Here is a 20,261-nt window from a genome sequence, read left to right on the forward strand (position 1 = left end):
CTCCAGACAGACGTTTACGGAAGCCGCCCCTCGGGGCGGCTTCTTTTTTGCCCAGCCCAAATCACCGCAACCAGTCCCCCAATACAGCTCGGGAAAAAACCCAAACACTTGACCGAAACAGGGGGAAGCGACTAGGGATCAGGCCATGGCAGGCCATTCCAAATTCAAGAATATTCAGTTCCGAAAGGGAGCTCAGGATAAGAAGCGCTCGAAAGTGTTTTCCAAACTCGCGCGGGAAATAACAACGGCGGCAAAACTGGGGATGCCGGATCCGGCAATGAATCCGCGGCTGCGGACGGCCATCCAGGCCGCTCGGGCCCAGAATATGCCCAACGACAACATCGACCGCGCGATTAAGAAAAGCCAAGAAGCCGAGGGCGACAATTACGAGGAAGTTCGCTACGAGGGATTTGGCGTGGGAGGCGTAGGCGTGATCGTCGAGGCCCTGACAGATAACCGCAATCGCACCGCTAGCGAGGTGCGGTCTATTTTCTCCAAGCACGGCGGCAATCTTGGCGAGACTGGCTCGGTGTCATTCAATTTCGACCGACTTGGCGCCATTCAGTATGATCTGGACAAAGGTTCGGCCGATGACATGTTGGAAGCGGCCATCGAAGCTGGCGGTGACGATGTGGAGACGACAGACGAAGGCCACACGGTGTACTGTACGCCGGATGAGTTGCATCAGATCAGAAAGGTGCTGGAAGAACGATTTGGTCAGGCAAGCGCTATGCAGATTCTCTGGCGGCCCAAGCTCGAAGTGCCGATCGATGAGGATGCGGGTGGCAAGCTCCTGCGCATGATCGATGCTTTGGAGGACTCCGATGACGTGCAGCAGGTCTACGCGAATTTTGATCTGTCTGAAGATGTTCTACAGAGACTCACGGCAGCCTAGGCTGCGAAAGGCATAAACAATGGAGATGCGCGGATCGCGCGACGGCGCCGGTGAACGCCCTATAAGGGCGCAGGCAGCCTTGCCCGGCAAAGGCGGGCTCGTTCGTATTGGACGTGCGTTCTGGAATACTGTCGGCGGATTTCGCGAGGGGCTGGCGACAGAAGCGGCGATCAAGCAAGAGGCCGCGCTGGCCGTGATTGCTCTACCCGTCTCCATCTTGATCGCGGACGATCTTTGGATTTGGGCAGCGCTCATGGGCAGCATCGTCTTGCTGCTGGCCGCAGAATTTCTGAACACCGCGATTGAGCGGCTCTGCAATCACGTTCACCCCGAACGTCACGAAGCCATCAAAGTCACCAAAGACTTGGCCTCGGCGGGGGTGTTTTGCGTCATCGCAATTACCGCGATGGTTTGGATCTTGGCGGTTGTGGACCGGTTTTTTCTATGAAGCAGCAAGCCTCTAATCAGTTGAACCGGTGATCGGGAAGTGATGGCAGCGAACACGAAGACTTGGCAGGTTCGCGACACGGAAAGTGTCATTGTCGGCAACGAGGCCCTGCTGAACCAGAGCCATCATCTCGTTGCCATGACGCGGGTCCGCAATGAGGCATTGATTCTCCCGGACACATTGGACTACCTGGCCGACCATGTGGATGCGATCGTTGCTTATGACGATGCCAGCACGGACGAAACGGTCGAACTGCTGCGCGGGCACCCGAAAGTCGCGCTGATTGTCGCCAACCAAGCTTGGGAGCGGGACATAGACGCACGCAAGCGTGCCGAGGGGCGCCATCGCGGCCTGTTGCTCGATCTGGCCCGTGAGCAGCTACCTCATGACTGGATGTTTTGCTTCGATCCGGATGAGCGTGTGACCGGCGATCTGCGCGGCTATTTGCATGGCGTTGATGCGGGTTGTGATGCGCTTCGGGTGAAGCTCTTCGACGCCTATCTTACGGCTGACGACCAAGCGGCTTACACGTCCGATCAGTCGCTCTTGGGCTTTCGCCGGTTCTACGGGCCCGAGCAGCGCGACATTCTTATGCTGTGGCGCAACCATCCCGGCATTGGCTTCGCCGAAGGCGATGGCCGCACGCCGAGGGGCATGCAGTCCGTGATGACAGATCTTTACTGCCAGCATTATGGCAAGTCGCTGTCGGTGGCGCACTGGGAAGAGACCTGCGACTACTATGTGCAACACTTCCCCTACGAGACCTATGGCGTCAAATGGGAAGCCCGGAAGGGTAAGGCCATCCACACGCAGTCTGATTTTGGCAATCCGCTCCACGAGTGGGGTGACGCGCTGTTCAGCAATGCCGTGCCAATGCCCACTACCAAATAAGCCAAAACGAAAAAGGCGAGAGCCCAACTAGGCTCCCGCCTCTCTTTTTTCCTGGCCCTTGGGGGGAGCGAGCCAGGCATCTGGGGCGTGGAGTGAGCGCCCCTTAAGTGTCGTCGCCCTCGTTCCCTGCGTCTTCCAGCGTATCCGGGGCAGTTTCAAAGGGAGCCGGCGGTGCTGCATGGCCACGCTTGCCGTGCTTCCACCCGTGATGGCGCGCCATGCGGGCACGGAAGCGGTCCTCGATCTGCGAGACCTTTTCGAGCTGCTCGGCGCTGAGGGTTGTTCGCAACTTGGCGACCGCGGTCTTAAGCTTTTCAGCTTCGTTTGCGCGCTCCATGGCGCGGTTCGCGATCCCTTCAGCGAGCGAGAATGGCTGATTTCCTGTGCCCGGCGCTGTCATTGCGGGATTGCCACGACCCATGGATGGCCGCTTCATGGTCGCCTGCAAGGCGTCGGTGAAATCGCGCCAATCGTCGAGCTGCTCGGCTCGTATGCCAATCTCAGTCTCGATCGCGCTCAGTCGCGCCGCCAAGCGTTCGGGCCCCATGTGACCTCGCCTATGCTTGCCGTATTTACCACGCTGGCACGACTTCCCCTTCGCCCCGTGGCTCGAGGAGCCGGAGTGAGCCAGAGCGCTCTCGCTGCTGGCCACGACCGTGACGGCTGCGAGACCCGCGAGGCTCAAGGCGCCGGCGACGGCGACGACCGCGAGTGTCTTGGTCAACTTCATTTGAGGGGTATCCTTGTCTGTTGCTGCTGATAGGACATTTAGCGTTCCTACATTGCGGGCCTAGGTCCACGCCGTATCAGAACGTTTCCGCGCCAAGGAAATTTGTGTCGAAACATTGCTGAGCCGGAACTCGCTACACTTTCGTTACAACATGCCCCTCGTTGTGGCGGCCGCGAAGGGCTAGAAGACTGGTCCATGACACCGGCCGCTCAAATACTCGTCGTCGATGACGACCCCGAGATTCGAAAACTGCTCGCGCGCTACGTGGAGAGCCAGGGCTTTCGCGTGCTTCTAGCTGCCAGTTGCCGCGAGCTGCATGAGCAATTGGCGACCCACCAGGTAGACCTCGTCGTACTGGACGTGATGCTCCCGGATGGGTCCGGGCTGGACGCGTGCCGCGATCTCAGGGCGGCCCGATCGAATGTGCCGATCATTCTACTGACGGCCCTCAAAGAAGATGTGGATCGCATCATCGGCCTTGAGATTGGCGCGGACGATTATCTGGGCAAGCCCTTCAATCCGCGCGAGTTGATTGCGCGCGTTCGAGCGGTCCTCAGGCGTCGCGGGGATGCGCCTCCTGACGTCTCGCCGGCAAAAATCTATCACTTTAACGGCTACACTGCCGATCCGCAGACGCGGCACGTCGCGGGACCGCAGGGTGATGTCGAACTCACAGGCGCTGAGTTCGATCTCCTCAATACGTTTTTGGAACGGCCTGGACGTGTCTTGTCGCGCGACCAGTTGCTGGACCTCACGAGAGGCCGCGAGGGAGATGGATTTGACAGGTCCATCGACGTGCTCATTAGCCGGCTGCGGCGCAAACTCGGCAATCAAGGCTCCCAACTTATCAAGACAGTCCGAAACGGTGGCTACCATCTTGCCGTCAAAGTGGATGCCGAGGACGGGCCGGCATGAACACGCTCCGCGTAAAGATCGCCGTCCTCTTGGTTCTCGCGATCGTCTCCGTCATGGCGCTCATGACGTTCGTGCTGTTCCTGCTGCTTGGGCCTCCCGTGCGTCCCAGCCATGGCTATGGGGTGGCGGCCAAGCAGGTCGCGTTGGTCGCAGACTTGGCTGCACAGTCGCCCGGAGCCGTGCGCATCTTCAAAGAACCGCGCGGGCATCCCTTCCGAAGGACGACCGAAGCGCTGCGAGAGCAGTTGGAGAAAAACGGCCGCGACATCGACGTCGTTGTCACGCATACACATCGATGGAGGCCCGGCTGGTTAGCCGTGTGGGTTCCTATCCAGGACCAAGGCTGGATCCGATTGCCCATCTCGCGGCTGAAGCCCAAAGGCGTTCCTTGGTGGGGAATCTTGCGCTGGCTGTTCCTGATTACAATCGGGGCCACGGTGGTTGCCGTCTTCGCCTCGAATCGAATGGTGCGTCCGCTCGTATTCTTGGAGAATGCTATTGCGTCTGTTGGACCCGATGGCGTGATACCCGAATTGCCGGAGAAGGGCCCTGCCGAGGTGCGGGCAACCGCACGAGCACTCAACTCGCTATCTGCACGGCTGAAACGCTCGATGGAAAGCCGAATGCGCCTGGTTGCTGCCGCGGGGCACGACATGCGCACGCCGATCACCCGCATGCGGCTCCGTGCGGAGTTTGTTCCGGACGACGAGGAGCGAGAAAAATGGCTGAACGATATCGATGAGCTGGAACGGATCGCCGATAGCGCCATTTTGCTTGTGCGTGAGGAGACTGGCGCCGAGGCCCCTGAGCGGTTGCGGCTCGACAAACTCGTCGAGAGTATCTGCAAGGAACTGAGGGAACAGGACCTTGACGTGACCTTGGTGAATGCAAATCCTGTCACCGTGTTGGCAGGACGGCTCAAATTAAACCGCGCCCTGCGCAACCTTATAATCAATGCGGCCACACATGGTGTTCGCGCGCGGGTCAGCGTCGGCGGGGATGCAACAACGGCCCGCGTGACCATTGAGGACGACGGCCCTGGCATCCCAGAAGAGATATTGGGTCAGGTCTTCGAACCCTTCTTCCGGTCCGATCCCGCGCGCCGCCAGAATATTCCTGGTGCCGGGCTCGGGCTCACAATTGCGCATGAGATTGTGACTCGGGCGGGTGGCAGCATTCAGATCGCCAACCGGCCAGGCGGTGGTCTGCTCCAAACGGTCAGCTTGCCAGAAGTGCCCGCGTCTGAAGCACCCGAGTCCGAGGCGCCTCAAACAGAAAGCGCGTGAGCGGCGCGGGTCTGTTGTGGTGCCTGAGAGCACGGCTGCTTGAACAAGCGCAGAAAATCAAGTTCCGTAAAGCACGGGCAATTGGCTGCGCGCTGGCACGATGCACGTGAGTGCCGTGGTCGGACGAAGTATCAATGCGCCGCTCTTGCTCTCGGAAGCTGAGTTCGCGGGCGTGCGGTCCCTGGGCATATGGGCCAGCAAGAGTTGGCGGAACGCCGGCGCTGTTCGAATGATAAGCGTGGCTAGCCTTGTCTCAATTTGGGCTGCGGTCACACGCGTCTGCATGGCGAGTGGCGCAAATATTATCAGTACACGGATATAACTGCGGCGAAGGCTCCGTCGAATCCAAGCAAGTTCGTTAGAGCCAGTGACAGGTTCTAAGAGTCTTGGTTCCAATAACGCACATGTAGACCGTGTTTGCGTTCGGATCCTTGACCACTCAGAAGCGCCCCGTTCGCGGATCGGGGCGGTGCGCCGCCGCAATTCACTCGTGACTTCGGCAGTGGCCGCGGATGCATGCCGGCGAAAAACGTAGCCGGCCTCCTCCGAAGCTCGGACTGACCAGCAGAAACTATCTCTCGCGGTCCGAGTGGCGCTATGCGCAAGGCGGGGAATGTGGTCTTGGGACCAACGCCAGGCGTCGACAGTTGATATCGCAGCGTGTTGCGTATGTGTACGCAGTCTTGGGGCCGCCCATGCCACCATGGCGAGAGTGAGCCGCTTCGCGGATCGGGAGGCTCGACGGCTTGTGACGTAGGACGTCCGGGCGGCGAGTTGCGCCTTGTTCCGAGTCCGCCGATAGGCAAGCTCGAGACGTTGCAGTATTTCCCGCCGGCGCAGGCGTTCCGCCCTCAGCCGCTCGTCGCGATGATAGGTCTCCAGCCAGCTATGGTGCGCGCTGAGGTCATCCAGCGAGGCGGCGATGAGGCGCCTGGAGCTGCCAATGTCCTGTTTGGCGATTTCGACAGGGTCGAACGCCTCACTCGTCGCGCCGGCCATGGCTTTGCTTCCCCTTTGGCGCTCTTGCAAGGCTCGGCCGCCGGCCACGCGCACGGCAAGCCGCCTATGCCAGGAGTCTCAACGCCAGCAGGCGCCGTCTGTTCCCTGCTCAAGGCGATTCGAACGCTTGGACGGCCTACCATTCTTGCTCGCTGTGCTACGATTCGTGCATGAGGGGTGCGATTCGCATTATTGGCATCGACCCGGGCTTGCGGCGCACCGGGTGGGGCGTGATCGAGACGGACGGGGTGAAGCTTGGCTTCATCGCCTGCGGCTCGGTGTCGTCCGGTAATGCTGAAAGCCTCGGCGTCAGGCTTCGACAGATTTTCGATGGTCTGATGGGCGTTTTGGCAGAGCTGGAACCTGCGGAGGCTGCGATCGAACAGACCTTCGTAAACCGGGACGCCGCCGCGACCCTAAAGCTTGGTCAGGCTAGGGGCATCGCGATGCTGGTCCCGGCCATGGCAGGGCTCAGCATCGCTGAATATGCGCCGAATGCCGTCAAGAAAACTGTTATTGGCGTGGGGCACGGTGACAAGGATCAGATCCGCGCCATGGTGAGATGTCTGCTTCCCAAAGCCACCCCCGATAGCTCCGACGCGGCTGATGCGCTCGCCATCGCCATCACTCATGCGCATTCGCGCAAGAGCTCAAAACTCGACCAGGCGGTGGCACGGGCGGACCGTCGGGCTCAGAGGACGGCATCATGATCGGCAAGTTGACTGGCCTCGTCGACACGGTTGCGGAGTCGACAGTAATCATCGACGTAAGTGGCGTCGGCTATGAGGTGACCATGGGGTCCCGTCAACTTGGGGCGCTGCCCCCGGTCGGCGAGCCGGTGTCACTCGCTATCGACACGCATATGCGCGAGGACAGCATTAGGCTTTACGGGTTCGCTTCAGAGCATGAGCGCGCCTGGTTTCGTGCTTTGCAGACCGTGCAGGGTGTGGGCGCCAAAGTCGCGCTTGCCGTTTTGGGGTCTCTCTCCGTGGCGGACCTCGCCAACGCCGTAGCGCTGCAGGACAAAGCACATGTGGCGCGGGCCCAAGGTGTTGGCCCGAAGGTCGCCGGGCGGATCGTCGCCGAGCTTAAGGACAAGATGCCAGCGCTTGCACCTGCATTGTCCGTGTCTGGCGCCGCGCCATCTGCTGTCGCAGAGCTTCCTGAGGGACTAGCCGCGCGCGACGCTGTCTCCGCGCTCACTAACCTTGGCTACGCCCATGGCGAAGCTGCTGCGGCTGTAAGTGCGGCAATGCGAGCAGCGGGAGACGAAGCTGGCGCAGCCGACTTGATCCGGCTGGGCTTGAAGGAGCTGTCGCAATGACAGAGCGCGTTCTAGCCTCGGCCAAGCGGGACGACGATCAGCCGGAAGCTGCGCTCCGGCCGCAAGTTTTGTCTGAGTTCATCGGTCAGGCCAAGATTCGCGCGAATCTGAAGGTCTTTATCGATGCAGCGCGCACGCGCGGAGAAGCGCTGGATCATGTGCTTTTTGCCGGACCGCCCGGGCTAGGTAAGACCACGCTTGCGCAAATCGTTGCGCGCGAACTTGGCGTCAATTTCCGGGCAACGTCAGGTCCCGTGATTGCCAAGGCTGGCGACCTTGCAGCACTGCTCACCAATCTGGAAGAGCGGGACGTGCTCTTTATTGACGAAATTCACCGGCTGAGTCCGGCCGTTGAGGAGATCCTCTACCCGGCCATGGAGGACTTTCAGCTCGATCTTATTATCGGCGAAGGGCCTGCCGCGCGGTCCGTGCGGATCGACCTTGCCAAGTTCACGCTGGTTGCCGCGACCACGCGCACAGGTCTACTGACGACACCGTTGCGTGAGCGGTTCGGCATACCCATTCGGCTCCTGTTCTACCATGTGAGCGAGTTGCAAGAGATCGTCGGCCGGGGCGCGCGCCTCTTGGGCCTTCCTTTGACGGACGATGGGGCCCTTGAGGTTGCAAAGCGATCGCGGGGGACGCCCCGCGTGGCGGCGCGGCTGTTGCGCCGTGTGCGAGACTTTGCGGCCGTGCAGGGCGATGGCGCCGTGGATGCTGCGCTTGCCGACAGTGCATTGTCTCAGCTGGAAGTGGACGGGCGTGGGTTGGATGCGCTTGACCATCGCTATTTGCGGCTGATTGCCGTGAACTATGGGGGCGGGCCCGTGGGGATCGAGACGATTGCTGCTGGCCTGTCAGAGCCGCGCGACGCCATTGAAGAGATCATCGAGCCCTATCTCTTGCAGCAGGGTTTCATCGCGCGTACGCCACGCGGCCGCGTGTTGACCGGACAGGCGTTCGAGCATCTTGGCATTACAGCGCCACCCGAGGCCGCCCAAGGCACGCTCTTCGTCGGCGGAACCGGGAGCGAAGACAATTGAGCGGGGAAGTGTCGCGAGACTGGCCGGACCTTGCCGGTCGGATCGAGGGCGATACGCATGTATTGCCCGTTCGCGTCTACTTCGAAGACACCGATTTCACAGGACTTGTGTATCACGCGAACTTCCTGAAATTCTGCGAGCGCGGCAGGTCCGATTTCATCCGCGGTCTTGGCATCGATCACCGCAGTCTTGAGAATCCTGGGCAGGGCGAGCCGGCAGTTTTTGTCGTCCGCCGCATCGAGGTGGATTATCTGCGGCCTGCCCGTATAGATGAGGTGCTGGAGGTCGTGACGCGTTGTGAGGACATCGGTCGCGCGACCCTGGTTCTTGCTCAGGATGTGTGCCGAGACGGCGTGGTGCTGGCGCGCCTCAAGGCCTCCATCGTGCTTGTGTCCAAGGCCGGCAAACCGCAGCGGCTGGGACCGCTCGTTAGCGAGGCGCTTGAACGTTTCCTTAAGACGCGCGGTTGAACTTATGGGCCTAGGGATTCGCACATCCTCCGGGCTTGGTGCGTTCGACCGGCCGTTGTTGCACCCGTTTTCCGTCCGTTGAGATGGGCTCATCAGCGCGCCGCATGAGAGGTTTGCTATGAATCCGGACGACAGCCAGCTTGGCGTTGGCGATACAGCCAATGTTGCCCCGTCAGTGCCAGAGCTGATCCTCAATGCGCCTCTTGGCGTTCAGCTGGCCATTATCGTGCTCTTGGTCGCCCTCATGTGGAGCGTGGTGGTCATCGCTCGGAAACTGATCCAGCTCTACAAGGCGCGCAAGGAGGCGGACAAATTCGAGAAGGTGTTTTGGTCTGGCCAGGCGCTCGACGAACTCTATCAACCGCTCGCCCAGCGCCGAAACAATGGCATGGCGGCCCTGTTTGTGTCGGCAATGCGCGAGTGGAAACGCTCCTCTCAGGGGGATAATGGGCAGCCCTCGTCACGGCCCATGACAGGTGCGCAAGGCCGTATCGAGTTGGTGACGAAGGTCGCCCTCACCCGGGATCTCGACGCTTTGGCCAGCGGGCTAAGTTTCTTACGTGTTGTTGCGGCTACGGCGCCTCTCGTTGGCCTTTTCGGCCTCTCTTGGGGGCTCATGTCCGCTTTTCAAGTGGTGGCGGGTACCAGCGTTGCCAATTTGGCTGCCGTGGCTCCTGGGGTTGCCCAGGGCCTTTTGTCAGCCGCCTTGGGCTGGCTCGTCGCGATCCCTGCCAAGGCCTTTACCGTGAAGTTCGAGGCGGAGCGCGCGCGCTATGCAGCGCGCCTCAGAGGTTTCTCGGACGAATTCTCCGCCATACTCTCACGGCAGATCGATAGGGCGGCGTAGTCGCGATCATCAGGGTTCCCGCCGGCATGCTAGCCCGCTCGGTCTTGCTTCCTGATTGGCCTGAAGGTGCGTTCGGTTCCGACGTATTCTAGCGGTTCGAAGGCCTTGTGTTGCGCTTCTGCAACACTCGGTCACCTTTAATTAACCCGATCACTTCAACGTGGTTAACCATGCCTTGATCGCTGTTTCATCGAGGGATAGCGTTTTGAGGAAGGATAACGAGAGTCGGCGTGGCATTTTCGCATCATGGACTGGCAAAACGGCGTTAGGGCCCCAGTCCGAACTTGATCTGATAGCGCTGCACCGGTACACGCAAAGACGGCACTTGCCGTATTAACTAAAGGAGAGAAGACCATGCAGGGTTTGAAGGGCGTTGTCGCCGCAGTCATGCTGGTAGCCGCTGCCGTTTCGCTCGGCGGTTGCTTCGGCCACCACCAAGAAACCGTCGTTGTTGAGCCGCTCAAGCTCGGCTAACGACCGCTTTTTCAGATCCTGAGCGCTTGAAGCGTTTGGATTTGCGGAAGCTCTAAGGTTTCCATCACGGAATTTGGGATGTCTGTGGCGCTAGAGATTTCGGCGCTTCGGCATCCTTTTCCTTTTTTGGACCCTGCTTTGGACCGTGTTCCACAGGCTATGGCGGTCCCGTATCCCGGCTTTGCGCCCGGTCGTCGGCGCTCGTCGGACCATGCTCTCTGATGCGATGAGAGAACGGCTTACACCGCGTTAACGGGTTGGTCTCTAGGCTGTTCCCAAAAGCCAAGCGACTTTTGGGAGTTCCCATCATGCATGTGTGCGGTGGCTTCGGCCGCGCAGGCGCCCTTGTCGGCGCGATTTGCCTCTCCGTTGGTCTCACGGCCTGCTTCGGCCCGTCGACTCAGCCGCAGGAGTATTCGCTTGGCGCCGCCGATTCTGACGGCTCACCTGAGAAGGTTGCCGATGCGCCGGAGAGTGTCGCGGGCGAAGCGGCACCAACCAGTTCGGCCCAGTTTGCTGCAGCCGCAGGCGACGTTGTTTATTTTGATCACGATAGCGCTGAATTATCGCCGGTCGCGAAGGCAACCCTGCGCCGGCAGGTGCGTTGGCTTCGCGAGCACCCCGACTACGGCATTCTGATCGAGGGTCATGCGGACGAGTGGGGAGGCTCTCAGCACAATCTCATGCTTGGCGCCCAGCGCGCCGTCGCCGTGAAGACCTATCTTGAAGGAAACGGGATTCGCACCGCGTCGATCCCGACCATCTCCTACGGACGAGAGCGCCTAGTCGCCAGTTGCCAAGCGTACTCTTGCCGTAAACAAAACCGCCGCGCCCGAACGGTCGTATCGCCGCCGCGCTAAGCTCCTCTCGTTTCGAGGCACACTTGCTCTACAGCGACCCTTGCGGCATTGCTTGCTCGCATGACCGCGAACCCAATCACCAAGGTCGAGACAAACCGTTTGATGGCGCCGGTCGCCCGTTTTGGCCGCATGGCGCTTGCGGTATCTGGTGGACCAGACAGTCTCGCGCTGCTTCACCTCGGTGGAGACTTTGCCCGCCGGCATGGATTGGCCGCGCCCGTGGTCCTAACGGTGGATCACGATCTCCGACCAGGGTCGAGAGCCGAAGCCGAAACCGTGGCGCGCCTCGCCGAGGAATTGGAGCTGACCCATGCCATCCTAACTTGGCGGCATGGACCCATTCGCAACGGGCTCCAGGCCATCGCGCGTGAGGCCAGATACGACCTCATGGCGGCCTATTGTAGCTCCCACAACATTCCTGCGCTTGCGACGGCCCATCATCTGGACGATCAGGCAGAGACGTTCCTCATGCGGCTCAAGCGCGGCAGTGGGCTTGATGGCCTGGCAGCCATCCCGGAAGAGGGAAACTGGTCAGGGCTGACGCTCCTGAGGCCGTTGCTCGATGTTCCGAAGGCACGGCTCATTGCGACCACAACGGCTGCGGGGCTGTCGCCAGTGTCCGACCCCAGCAATATCGATCCGCGCTTCGAGCGGGTCCGCTTGCGCGGCGCGATGGCCATGCTCGCTGAATTGGGCCTAACCCCAGAGGCTATCGCTCTTTCGGCGCGCCGTTTACGGCGAGCCCGGTCAGCTCTGGAGGCTACAGTCGATGCGTTTCTGAACGCGCATAGCGAGCGCAGCCCGGCTGGTTATGCATCCGTTTCAATGCCGGCGCTCCTCAGCGTGCCGGAGGATGTTGGCCTCAGAGCGCTTGCGCGTTTGGTGGCGGCGGTTGGCGGCTCCAACCGGCCGGTGCGACTTGCCAAGCTCGAAGCGCTATTCGAGGGGCTTCGAGCGCGTGACGTCAGGGCGCAGACATTAGGGCGCTGCCAAATCGTCCCAGTTGATGATCGGCTTGCGGTCTTTCGCGAGCATCGCACGTCCAGCCTGCCAAAGGTGAAGCTGCAGCCTGGCCATCGTCTGCTCTGGGACAATCGGTTTTGCATCGACTTGGGTGACCGCGAGCCCGAGACCGTAACGGTCGAGGCACTGGGTAAGGCGAGAGCCGGAACGCTGGCGCATGGCGAAGGCGGGCTGCAACGCGTGCCGCGGCTCGCGGCCTGCACCATGCCTGCCTGCCGCTTTGGGGATGGGCGCGTTCTCCTCCCTGATCTAGGTCTCGGTGGCGTTGCGCCAGAACCGCGCCGGGATGGCGGTTTCGACTGCCGGGCGACGTTCCTGTGGGGGGTCCGATCGGTATGATCGGCAATATAAAGAGGAGGCGGCGCCTCAACTTGGCTATTTTTTTCGCTTTTCTGCAAAAAACGCATCAGAAAATGCCGCAGGGCTGACGTTAGCTTTACTTGGCAAAAGTGTTGCCCCTTCTTATGTTAATGGGGCTCTACTATGCTCATTGCGCCGTTTGGGTAATTACCCAGCCCGCGTGCCGCGAGATTTAATCTATCAGGTCAGTGTATGAATTCGAACTTTCGTAACTTCATCGTCTGGGTTTTCATCGGCCTTTTGCTGGTCGCCCTGTTTAACCTCTTCCAAAGCGACAACGTCCAAGTTCGCGGCAACGAGATCAGCTTTTCACAGCTTCTTTCCGAAGTCGAAAACGGTCGCGTTCAAGATGTGACCATCGCCGGAAATAAGATCACCGGTCACTTCTCCGATGGTCGAAATTTCCAAACCTATGCGCCCAACGACCCAGGGCTCGTTCAGAACCTGCACGAGAAGGGTGTGAAGATTTCGGCTAAACCATCCGACGAAGATGTGCCGTCATTGTTCGGCGTACTGATTTCTTGGTTCCCGATGTTGCTGCTCATCGCGGTGTGGATCTTCTTTATGCGGCAGATGCAGTCCGGTGGCGGACGCGCAATGGGCTTCGGCAAGTCGAAGGCGAAACTGCTCACCGAGCGCCACGGGCGCGTGACGTTCGACGACGTGGCCGGCGTTAACGAGGCGAAAGAAGACCTGCAGGAGATTGTGGAATTCCTGCGCGATCCGCAGAAGTTCCAAAAACTCGGCGGCCGTATCCCACACGGTGCTCTTCTGGTGGGTCCTCCCGGTACCGGCAAAACGCTTCTTGCGCGCGCTATCGCAGGCGAAGCGAACGTTCCCTTCTTCACGATCTCTGGCTCGGACTTTGTCGAAATGTTCGTCGGCGTGGGCGCAAGCCGTGTCCGTGACATGTTCGATCAGGCGAAGAAGAATGCGCCGTGCATCATTTTCATCGATGAAATCGACGCCGTGGGCCGTCATCGTGGCGCGGGCCTCGGGGGTGGCAATGACGAGCGCGAGCAGACCTTGAACCAATTGCTGGTCGAGATGGATGGTTTTGAGGCGAACGAGGGCATCATCCTGGTCGCTGCGACTAACCGACCGGATGTGCTCGATCCAGCGTTGCTGCGTCCGGGCCGTTTCGACCGCCAGGTCGTCGTGCCCCGGCCCGATATGATTGGCCGCGAGAAGATCCTCAAGGTCCATGTGCGCAAGGTGCCGTTGGCACCAGACGTAGATTTGCGCGTCATCGCGCGTGGAACGCCGGGCTTCTCGGGCGCCGACCTTGCCAACCTCGTGAATGAGGCGGCCCTTTTGGCCGCGCGCCGCTCGAAGCGCCTCGTAACACAGCATGAATTCGAGGACGCGAAGGATAAGGTCATGATGGGCGCAGAGCGCCGGTCCATGGCCATGACCGAAGAAGAAAAGACGCTCACGGCGTATCACGAGGGCGGTCACGCGCTCGTGGCACTTCATCAGCCTGCGTCGGATCCGGTGCACAAGGCGACGATCATCCCGCGCGGGCGCGCGCTGGGCATGGTGATGCGCCTGCCGGAGCGCGACATGCTCTCGCATACACGTGCTAAGTTGAAAGCCGATGTCGCGGTGGCCATGGGTGGCCGCGTTGCGGAAGAGGTTGTCTTCGGCTACGACAAAGTCACATCCGGGGCGTCTTCGGATATCAAGATGGCGACGCAGCTTGCGCGCGCCATGGTCACTCAGTTCGGTATGTCCGATAAGCTGGGACCGCTGGCCTACGGCGACAATGAAGAAGAGGTGTTCCTCGGTCATTCGATCGCGCGGCAACAGCACTTGTCCGACGAAACCCAGTCCATGGTCGATGAGGAAATCCATCGCATTGTGGATGAGGGCTTTGAGACGGCGCGGAAGGTCATCTCGGAAAATCTCGACGACCTGCATACGATTGCCCGCGGGCTCTTGGAGTATGAGACGCTGTCGGGTCAGGAGATCAAGGACCTGCTGAATGGTAAGCCGCCGGTTCGGGACTTCCCAGCGGAAGATACCGATCAGGGTGGACCGCAGTCTGCTGTGCCGGTCTCGGGGCGGAGCAAGAAGCCTCCTGCACCGGACACGGGCGGCATGGAGCCCCAACCGACCTAGGGGTCTTAGTCGACTTCGAATACTTTAGCCATGCCCGGTCATCGCGCCGGGCATGTTGCTTTTGCGCCGCGGCTGGTTGTGCCGAGGCCCGACCAATGTGATAGGCCTCAACCATGTCAGATGGAAAAATCTATCTCAGGCCGCTCGGCTTTCTTTATGGGCCTCAAGCTGATGCTGCCATCGAAGATGGGCTCGCGATGCCACTTGCAGGGGGGCCAATCGCCTTTACCGCTGTCGAGCTGATCGAAGGAACACCTGGTAATTCCAAGGCCTATATCTTTTCGGCTTCGGCGTTGAGCGAGGCAGGGGATCCCGACTTACGGAGCCGCCTTGATTGTGTGACGCGCCCGCGATCACCGTTCGCCGGCCTCGATCTGTCACGGCCTGTGCTGATGGGCATTGTAAACGTGACACCGGATTCGTTCTCCGATGGCGGTCTATACGATGAGACTGAGGGTGCGGTGGCGCATGCCGCATCGCTGACAAACGACGGCGCTGCAATCGTCGACATTGGTGGCGAGTCCACGCGACCAGGGTCCGATACGGTTGCGGTGCAGGACGAGCTGGGTCGTGTCCTGCCTGTATTGGGGGGGCTGAAGGGCACCAAAGCGGTTATCTCAATCGATACGCGAAAAGCCGAGATCGCCCGAGCGGCGGCGGAGGCAGGCGCTAAGATTTTCAATGACGTCTCGGCGTTTACCCACGATGAGCGGTCTCTGCAAACGGCCGTCGAAGCTGGACTAGACGTCGTGTTGATGCATGCGAAAGGCGAGCCCAAGACCATGCAGGACAATCCGTCCTATGACGACGTGGTGCTCGAGGTGTTCGATTACCTTGAGGGGCGCATTGAGACTTGTGTCGCAGCAGGCATGCAAACGGCCCGCATTGCTGCGGACCCAGGCCTCGGTTTCGGGAAGACGCTAGAGCACAATCTCGCACTCTTCGCGAATGTTGGCCTGTTTCATGGACTTGGCGTCCCCTTACTTATCGGGGCATCCCGTAAGCAGTTTATTCGCGGGTTTGGGCAGGCCACCGATCCGAAATCGCGGGAGCCGGGCAGCCACGCCGCCGCGATTGCCTCGGCCGCGCAGGGAGCGCAGCTTTTCCGAGTGCATGATGTGGCGGGGACTAACCAGGCTCTGGGGGTCTGGCGTGCTGCGACCTTCGGCTCTGAAAAATAGAGAAAATCAAGCTTTTCCTGACAAGCCAGATGTAACGTTTGCTTACATTTTTTGAACCAATTCATCTGCTACCCAGCGCATAATCTACGTCCGCCTCACCAGGGGCTGGAAAACCTGTTATGGCGGGCGAACAACGAGTTGCTTATATTGGCCAGGCGGCGGAACGCATGTCTGGCAGTATTGACGGGGGAATAACCGGGATGGCCAGAAGTTACTTTGGCACGGATGGTATCCGTGGCAGCGCCAACTCGCATCCGATGACGTCCGAGGTGGCGCTCAAGGTCGGCATGGCTGCCGGAAAGCTGTTCACAAACGGCTCCTACCGCCATCGCGTGGTGATTGGCAAAGACACGCGCCTGTCAGGTTACATGATCGAGTCCGCGCTCGTATCCGGTTTCACAGCAGCCGGAATGGATGTATTCCAGCTCGGCCCCATGCCGACGCCTGCTGTCGCCATGTTGACGCGATCGCTACGCGCCGATCTAGGCGTGATGATTTCCGCGTCCCACAATCCCTACCTCGACAACGGCATCAAGCTCTTCGGGCCTGAAGGATACAAACTGTCCGACGATCAGGAGAGTCAGATCGAGGACCTCATCCGAGGACCCTCGGAGGGCCTCTTGGCAACGGCCGATCGGATCGGCCGCGCGACCCGCATTGAAAGCGCCCGGGAGCGCTACATCGAGTTTGCCAAGCGGACACTGCCACGGAATTTGCGCTTCGATGGAATTCGCGCGGTCATCGACTGCGCAAATGGGGCTGCCTACAAAGTTGCTCCCGAAGCGCTTTGGGAGCTCGGAACCGAAGTCATCAAAATAGGTGTCGAGCCCAACGGCCTCAACATCAATAAGGACTGCGGGTCGACCTCGGCGCAAAACCTCATCCGCAAGGTCAAAGAGGTGCGAGCAGATATCGGGATCGCGTTGGACGGCGACGCGGATCGAGTTGTGATTGTCGACGAAAAAGGTCGCATCATCGATGGCGATCAACTCATGGCGGTCATCGGCGAGTTTTGGTTGCGGCGCGGCCGGCTCGCCGGCGGCGGTATCGTTGCGACAGTTATGTCCAATCTCGGACTTGAGCGGTATATCGAAGACCTCGGACTTGGCATGGCGCGAACGCCTGTCGGCGACCGCTACGTCACCGAGCATATGCGCCAGCACGGATACAATGTGGGCGGCGAGCAGTCGGGGCATATTGTTTTGTCTGATTTCTCGACGACGGGTGATGGCCTTGTCACGGCGCTGCAGATCTTGGCCGTGGTCGTCCAAAGCGGCCGTCCAGTCAGCGAGGTGTGCAATCGCTTCGAGCCGTTGCCGCAGGTCCTTGAGAATGTGCGGTACAAAGACAATCAGCCGCTGGATAATCTCGGCGTGCAGCGCGCGATCAACAACGGGAAGTCTAAACTTGGGAATGCCGGGCGCCTTGTCATTCGCCCGTCCGGTACAGAACCCGTCATTCGCGTCATGGCCGAAGGCGATGACGAGGGTCTCGTGAAGAATGTGGTTTCGGATATCGTTCACGCCCTTTCAGACGCAGCGGCTGCGTGAAGCACACAGTGCGAGAAGAATGACTTCTTGACGCCCAGTGTTTGCCGCTGTGCGGCTTGCGTGCGTGAAGGAGCTGGTTTGCTTCCTGATTGAACGTTCCTGGCAATTGGTCGGCTTGACGCGGCGACGGCACGCGCGCTAGTGCACGCTTTGCCTCAGCGCCGCAACCGCGCGAGCGCCCTGGCTGCGATGACCTTGTGGAGCCCGTCCGTGACGCCCCTCGACAAACCAACAATCCGCCCTGAGAACCCCCGTTTCTCATCCGGCCCATGTACCAAGCACAAAGGTTGGTCGCTCGACGCGCTTAACGGGGCACTGTTGGGGCGGAATCACCGACAAAAGGATACGAAGGCCAGGATCGCGGACGCACTTGCGCATACGCATTCGCTTCTCAAGTTGCCCGACGGCTATCGAGTGGCACTTGTCCCCGCGTCAGACACGGGCGCCGTGGAAATGGCTTTGTGGAATCTGCTCGGACCACGCGGCGTCGATGTGCTCGCTTGGGAGGCATTCAGCTCGGACTGGGTCACGGACATTGTCGACGAGCTGAAGCTTCGCAATGTTCGTGTCTTGAAGGCGCCATTCGGGGAGCTTCCCGATCTCGCACAAGTGGACTCTGCGCGCGACGTTGTCTTTGCCTGGAATGGCACCACGTCCGGCGTCCGCGTCCCTAATGCGGATTGGATTTCGGCTGACAGGGAAGGGCTGACGATTTGCGATGGTACATCGGCTGTGTTCGCACAAGACATGGACTGGCTGAAGCTCGATGTGATCACCTATTCCTGGCAGAAAGTGCTTGGCGGCGAAGCGCAGCACGGCATGCTGATCCTGTCCCCGCGCGCCGTTGAGCGACTGGAGACTTACACGCCGCCCTGGCCCCTGCCAAAACTGTTTCGCCTGACGAAGAACGGTGCGCTGATGTCGTCTGTCTTCGAGGGCGCTACGATCAATACGCCGTCTCTGCTGTGTACCGAGGACTATTTGGTCTCCTTGGCATTTATCGAGACCATCGGAGGTCTGGATGGCGCGATTGCGCGCGCCAACGCAAACGCAAAGACTATCGCCGATTGGGTCGGGGGGACTCCATGGGTGGACTTTTTGGCGGTCGATCCTGCAACCCGCTCCAATACATCCGTTTGTCTCAAGGTAGTGGAGCCAGACATCGTCGCACTCTCAGCCGATGCGCAATCCGCGTTCGCCAAGCGCATGGCCCAACGGTTGGAGCAGGAGGGTGTCGCCTTCGATATCGCCTCCTATCGTTCCGCGCCGCCGGGGCTGCGCATCTGGACCGGAGCCACGGTTGAGCGTTCGGACATCGAAGCGCTACTGCCCTGGCTCGACTGGGCATTTCGGTGCGAGAAGGAGGCTCTTGTCGGGTGCATATGAGTCAGTTTCCAAGGGTCGCATCGGCCCGCCAGCCAGGCTATAACGGCCCACGGCCCTGCGCTTGCGGGGCCGTTTCTTTGTACTATCCAGGATTCAGGAGATTTTGTCGTGGCCAACGTTGTGGTCGTCGGCTCCCAATGGGGTGACGAGGGCAAAGGCAAGATTGTGGACTGGCTCTCTGAGCGTGCCGACGTGGTAGTGCGCTTTCAGGGCGGACATAACGCTGGCCACACGCTCGTGGTTGATGGAAAGACCTACAAGCTGTCCCTGTTGCCCTCCGGCGTCGTGCGCCAGAGCAAGCTCTCCGTTATTGGGAATGGCGTCGTCGTCGACCCGTGGGCCCTTGCCGAGGAGATTGCACGCATCGAGGAACTTGGGGTGCAGATCTCCCGAAACAATCTTCGGATCGCCGAGAACGCCACGCTCATCCTGCCGCTACACCGCGAGCTCGACGCGCTGCGCGAGGCGGCCGCCGGTGACGGAAAAATTGGCACAACGAAACGAGGCATCGGCCCCGCCTACGAAGATAAGGTCGGGCGACGGGCTATTAGGGTCATGGATCTGGCCGATCTATCGGTCTTGAAGCCAAAGATCGAACGTATTCTCGCTCACCACAATCCGCTGAGGCGCGGCCTCGGTGAGCCGGAAATCTCGGCGGATACACTTTGCGATCAGATCACACAGGTTGCCGATAAGATCCTGCCTTACATGGATTCGGTTTGGTCACTGCTCGATAAGGCTAAGCGCGACCGCAGTCGAATTCTGTTCGAGGGTGCTCAAGGAGCGCTTCTCGATATCGATCATGGCACCTATCCTTTCGTGACGTCCTCGAACACAGTGGCCGCGCAGGCGGCGACGGGTTCGGGGATCGGGCCGAATGCCATCGATTTCGTTCTCGGCATCACCAAGGCTTACACGACCCGCGTCGGCGAGGGGCCTTTTCCGACCGAGCTCTTCGACGAGACGGGACAGCTGATCGCAGAGCGCGGCGCGGAGTTCGGTACCGTAACGGGCCGGGCTCGGCGATGCGGTTGGTTCGATGCCTGCCTCGTGCGCCAGACCTGCAAAGTCGCTGGTATTAATGGGATCGCACTCACGAAACTCGACGTCCTGGACGATATACCCGGCGGCAAACTGAAGATCTGCGTGGGCTACAAGCTCGACGGAGTCGATCTCGACTATTTGCCGGCCGCGCAAGGAGCGCAGGCGCGGGTCAATCCCGTCTACGAAGAAATGGAGGGATGGACCGAATCGACCCGGGGCGCGCGCTCTTGGGCCGAGTTACCGGCGCAATGCATCAAGTATGTGCGCCGGCTAGAGGAGCTAACCGGCGTGCCCGTAGCGCTTCTGTCCACAAGTCCGGAACGCGACGACACAATACTCGTCCGCGACCCATTCGCGGGGTAGGGGCAGTCCAGAGTTTGAGACTTGTTGTAGTTTGGTTCTAGGATAGGATGA

General features: G+C 60.3%; 18 protein-coding genes. 17 read left to right on the forward strand and 1 reads right to left on the reverse strand.

Annotation, left to right across the window (positions count from 1 at the left end):
* Window positions 1–145 precede the first annotated feature (145 nt).
* Genes AC33YF_RS00745 through AC33YF_RS00755 form a run of 3 tightly spaced genes read left to right on the forward strand, consistent with a single transcriptional unit; the run spans window position 146 to window position 2,234 of the window.
* Window positions 146–895 carry a YebC/PmpR family DNA-binding transcriptional regulator gene (locus AC33YF_RS00745; RefSeq protein ID WP_491775277.1) on the forward strand — a complete coding sequence of 250 codons (750 nt, stop codon included), beginning with the start codon at window positions 146–148 and terminating at the stop codon, window positions 893–895.
* Window positions 896–914: 19 nt separating this feature from the next.
* Entirely contained in the window at window positions 915–1,343 is a 429-nt protein-coding gene (locus AC33YF_RS00750) for a diacylglycerol kinase (RefSeq protein ID WP_491775278.1), read from the forward strand.
* Between the two features lie 42 nt (window positions 1,344–1,385).
* Window positions 1,386–2,234: a glycosyltransferase family protein gene (locus AC33YF_RS00755; RefSeq protein ID WP_491775279.1), complete on the forward strand. Its 849-nt coding sequence runs from the start codon at window positions 1,386–1,388 to the stop codon at window positions 2,232–2,234.
* Between the two features lie 103 nt (window positions 2,235–2,337).
* Here the strand turns inward: AC33YF_RS00755 and AC33YF_RS00760 are convergent, their stop codons facing one another.
* Window positions 2,338–2,964, reverse strand: coding sequence for a hypothetical protein (locus AC33YF_RS00760; RefSeq protein WP_491775280.1), 627 nt, complete (start codon window positions 2,962–2,964; stop codon window positions 2,338–2,340).
* A gap of 195 nt (window positions 2,965–3,159) precedes the next feature.
* Here AC33YF_RS00760 and AC33YF_RS00765 point away from each other — a divergent pair, with 195 nt between their 5' ends.
* From AC33YF_RS00765 to AC33YF_RS00830, 14 genes are all read left to right on the forward strand, one after another.
* Window positions 3,160–3,879: a response regulator gene (locus AC33YF_RS00765; protein ID WP_491775281.1), complete on the forward strand. Its 720-nt coding sequence runs from the start codon at window positions 3,160–3,162 to the stop codon at window positions 3,877–3,879.
* On the forward strand, window positions 3,876–5,165 hold the full coding sequence (locus AC33YF_RS00770; RefSeq protein ID WP_491775282.1) for an ATP-binding protein: 1,290 nt from the start codon (window positions 3,876–3,878) through the stop codon (window positions 5,163–5,165). Before AC33YF_RS00765 ends, AC33YF_RS00770 begins: the two co-directional genes overlap by 4 nt.
* Window positions 5,166–6,334: 1,169 nt before the next feature.
* Window positions 6,335–6,874: a crossover junction endodeoxyribonuclease RuvC gene (gene ruvC / locus AC33YF_RS00775; protein ID WP_491775283.1), complete on the forward strand. Its 540-nt coding sequence runs from the start codon at window positions 6,335–6,337 to the stop codon at window positions 6,872–6,874.
* A complete protein-coding gene (gene ruvA, locus AC33YF_RS00780) occupies window positions 6,871–7,488 on the forward strand; it encodes a Holliday junction branch migration protein RuvA (protein WP_491775284.1) in 618 nt (205 codons plus the stop codon). Before ruvC ends, ruvA begins: the two co-directional genes overlap by 4 nt.
* Entirely contained in the window at window positions 7,485–8,531 is a 1,047-nt protein-coding gene (ruvB, locus tag AC33YF_RS00785) for a Holliday junction branch migration DNA helicase RuvB (protein ID WP_491775285.1), read from the forward strand. Before ruvA ends, ruvB begins: the two co-directional genes overlap by 4 nt.
* Before the next feature lie 8 nt (window positions 8,532–8,539).
* Window positions 8,540–9,001 carry a YbgC/FadM family acyl-CoA thioesterase gene (locus AC33YF_RS00790; RefSeq protein ID WP_491775286.1) on the forward strand — a complete coding sequence of 154 codons (462 nt, stop codon included), beginning with the start codon at window positions 8,540–8,542 and terminating at the stop codon, window positions 8,999–9,001.
* Between the two features lie 118 nt (window positions 9,002–9,119).
* Window positions 9,120–9,848: a MotA/TolQ/ExbB proton channel family protein gene (locus tag AC33YF_RS00795; protein WP_491775287.1), complete on the forward strand. Its 729-nt coding sequence runs from the start codon at window positions 9,120–9,122 to the stop codon at window positions 9,846–9,848.
* Window positions 9,849–10,630: 782 nt separating this feature from the next.
* On the forward strand, window positions 10,631–11,182 hold the full coding sequence (locus AC33YF_RS00800; RefSeq protein ID WP_491775288.1) for an OmpA family protein: 552 nt from the start codon (window positions 10,631–10,633) through the stop codon (window positions 11,180–11,182).
* A gap of 60 nt (window positions 11,183–11,242) precedes the next feature.
* On the forward strand, window positions 11,243–12,544 hold the full coding sequence (tilS, locus tag AC33YF_RS00805) for a tRNA lysidine(34) synthetase TilS (RefSeq protein ID WP_491775289.1): 1,302 nt from the start codon (window positions 11,243–11,245) through the stop codon (window positions 12,542–12,544).
* Window positions 12,545–12,757: 213 nt separating this feature from the next.
* Entirely contained in the window at window positions 12,758–14,686 is a 1,929-nt protein-coding gene (gene ftsH / locus AC33YF_RS00810) for an ATP-dependent zinc metalloprotease FtsH (RefSeq protein ID WP_491775290.1), read from the forward strand.
* 113 nt (window positions 14,687–14,799) lie between these two features.
* On the forward strand, window positions 14,800–15,867 hold the full coding sequence (gene folP, locus AC33YF_RS00815; protein WP_491775291.1) for a dihydropteroate synthase: 1,068 nt from the start codon (window positions 14,800–14,802) through the stop codon (window positions 15,865–15,867).
* Between the two features lie 200 nt (window positions 15,868–16,067).
* Window positions 16,068–17,417 carry a phosphoglucosamine mutase gene (gene glmM / locus AC33YF_RS00820; RefSeq protein ID WP_491775292.1) on the forward strand — a complete coding sequence of 450 codons (1,350 nt, stop codon included), beginning with the start codon at window positions 16,068–16,070 and terminating at the stop codon, window positions 17,415–17,417.
* Between the two features lie 210 nt (window positions 17,418–17,627).
* Window positions 17,628–18,803: a phosphoserine transaminase gene (locus AC33YF_RS00825; RefSeq protein ID WP_491775293.1), complete on the forward strand. Its 1,176-nt coding sequence runs from the start codon at window positions 17,628–17,630 to the stop codon at window positions 18,801–18,803.
* Between the two features lie 108 nt (window positions 18,804–18,911).
* On the forward strand, window positions 18,912–20,210 hold the full coding sequence (locus AC33YF_RS00830) for an adenylosuccinate synthase (protein WP_491775294.1): 1,299 nt from the start codon (window positions 18,912–18,914) through the stop codon (window positions 20,208–20,210).
* Window positions 20,211–20,261 lie beyond the last annotated feature (51 nt).

It is taken from the genome of Methyloceanibacter sp. (assembly GCF_058506495.1).

Bases quoted from the DNA above. Each gene is read 5' to 3' on its own strand.
- AC33YF_RS00745 (WP_491775277.1), top strand. From the start codon at position 146: ATGGCAGGCCATTCCAAATTCAAGAATATTCAGTTCCGAAAGGGAGCT.
- AC33YF_RS00750 (WP_491775278.1), top strand. From the start codon at position 915: ATGGAGATGCGCGGATCGCGCGACGGCGCCGGTGAACGCCCTATAAGG.
- AC33YF_RS00755 (WP_491775279.1), top strand. From the start codon at position 1,386: ATGGCAGCGAACACGAAGACTTGGCAGGTTCGCGACACGGAAAGTGTC.
- AC33YF_RS00760 (WP_491775280.1), bottom strand. From the start codon at position 2,964: ATGAAGTTGACCAAGACACTCGCGGTCGTCGCCGTCGCCGGCGCCTTG.
- AC33YF_RS00765 (WP_491775281.1), top strand. From the start codon at position 3,160: ATGACACCGGCCGCTCAAATACTCGTCGTCGATGACGACCCCGAGATT.
- AC33YF_RS00770 (WP_491775282.1), top strand. From the start codon at position 3,876: ATGAACACGCTCCGCGTAAAGATCGCCGTCCTCTTGGTTCTCGCGATC.
- ruvC (WP_491775283.1), top strand. From the start codon at position 6,335: ATGAGGGGTGCGATTCGCATTATTGGCATCGACCCGGGCTTGCGGCGC.
- ruvA (WP_491775284.1), top strand. From the start codon at position 6,871: ATGATCGGCAAGTTGACTGGCCTCGTCGACACGGTTGCGGAGTCGACA.
- ruvB (WP_491775285.1), top strand. From the start codon at position 7,485: ATGACAGAGCGCGTTCTAGCCTCGGCCAAGCGGGACGACGATCAGCCG.
- AC33YF_RS00795 (WP_491775287.1), top strand. From the start codon at position 9,120: ATGAATCCGGACGACAGCCAGCTTGGCGTTGGCGATACAGCCAATGTT.
- AC33YF_RS00800 (WP_491775288.1), top strand. From the start codon at position 10,631: ATGCATGTGTGCGGTGGCTTCGGCCGCGCAGGCGCCCTTGTCGGCGCG.
- tilS (WP_491775289.1), top strand. From the start codon at position 11,243: ATGACCGCGAACCCAATCACCAAGGTCGAGACAAACCGTTTGATGGCG.
- ftsH (WP_491775290.1), top strand. From the start codon at position 12,758: ATGAATTCGAACTTTCGTAACTTCATCGTCTGGGTTTTCATCGGCCTT.
- folP (WP_491775291.1), top strand. From the start codon at position 14,800: ATGTCAGATGGAAAAATCTATCTCAGGCCGCTCGGCTTTCTTTATGGG.
- glmM (WP_491775292.1), top strand. From the start codon at position 16,068: ATGGCCAGAAGTTACTTTGGCACGGATGGTATCCGTGGCAGCGCCAAC.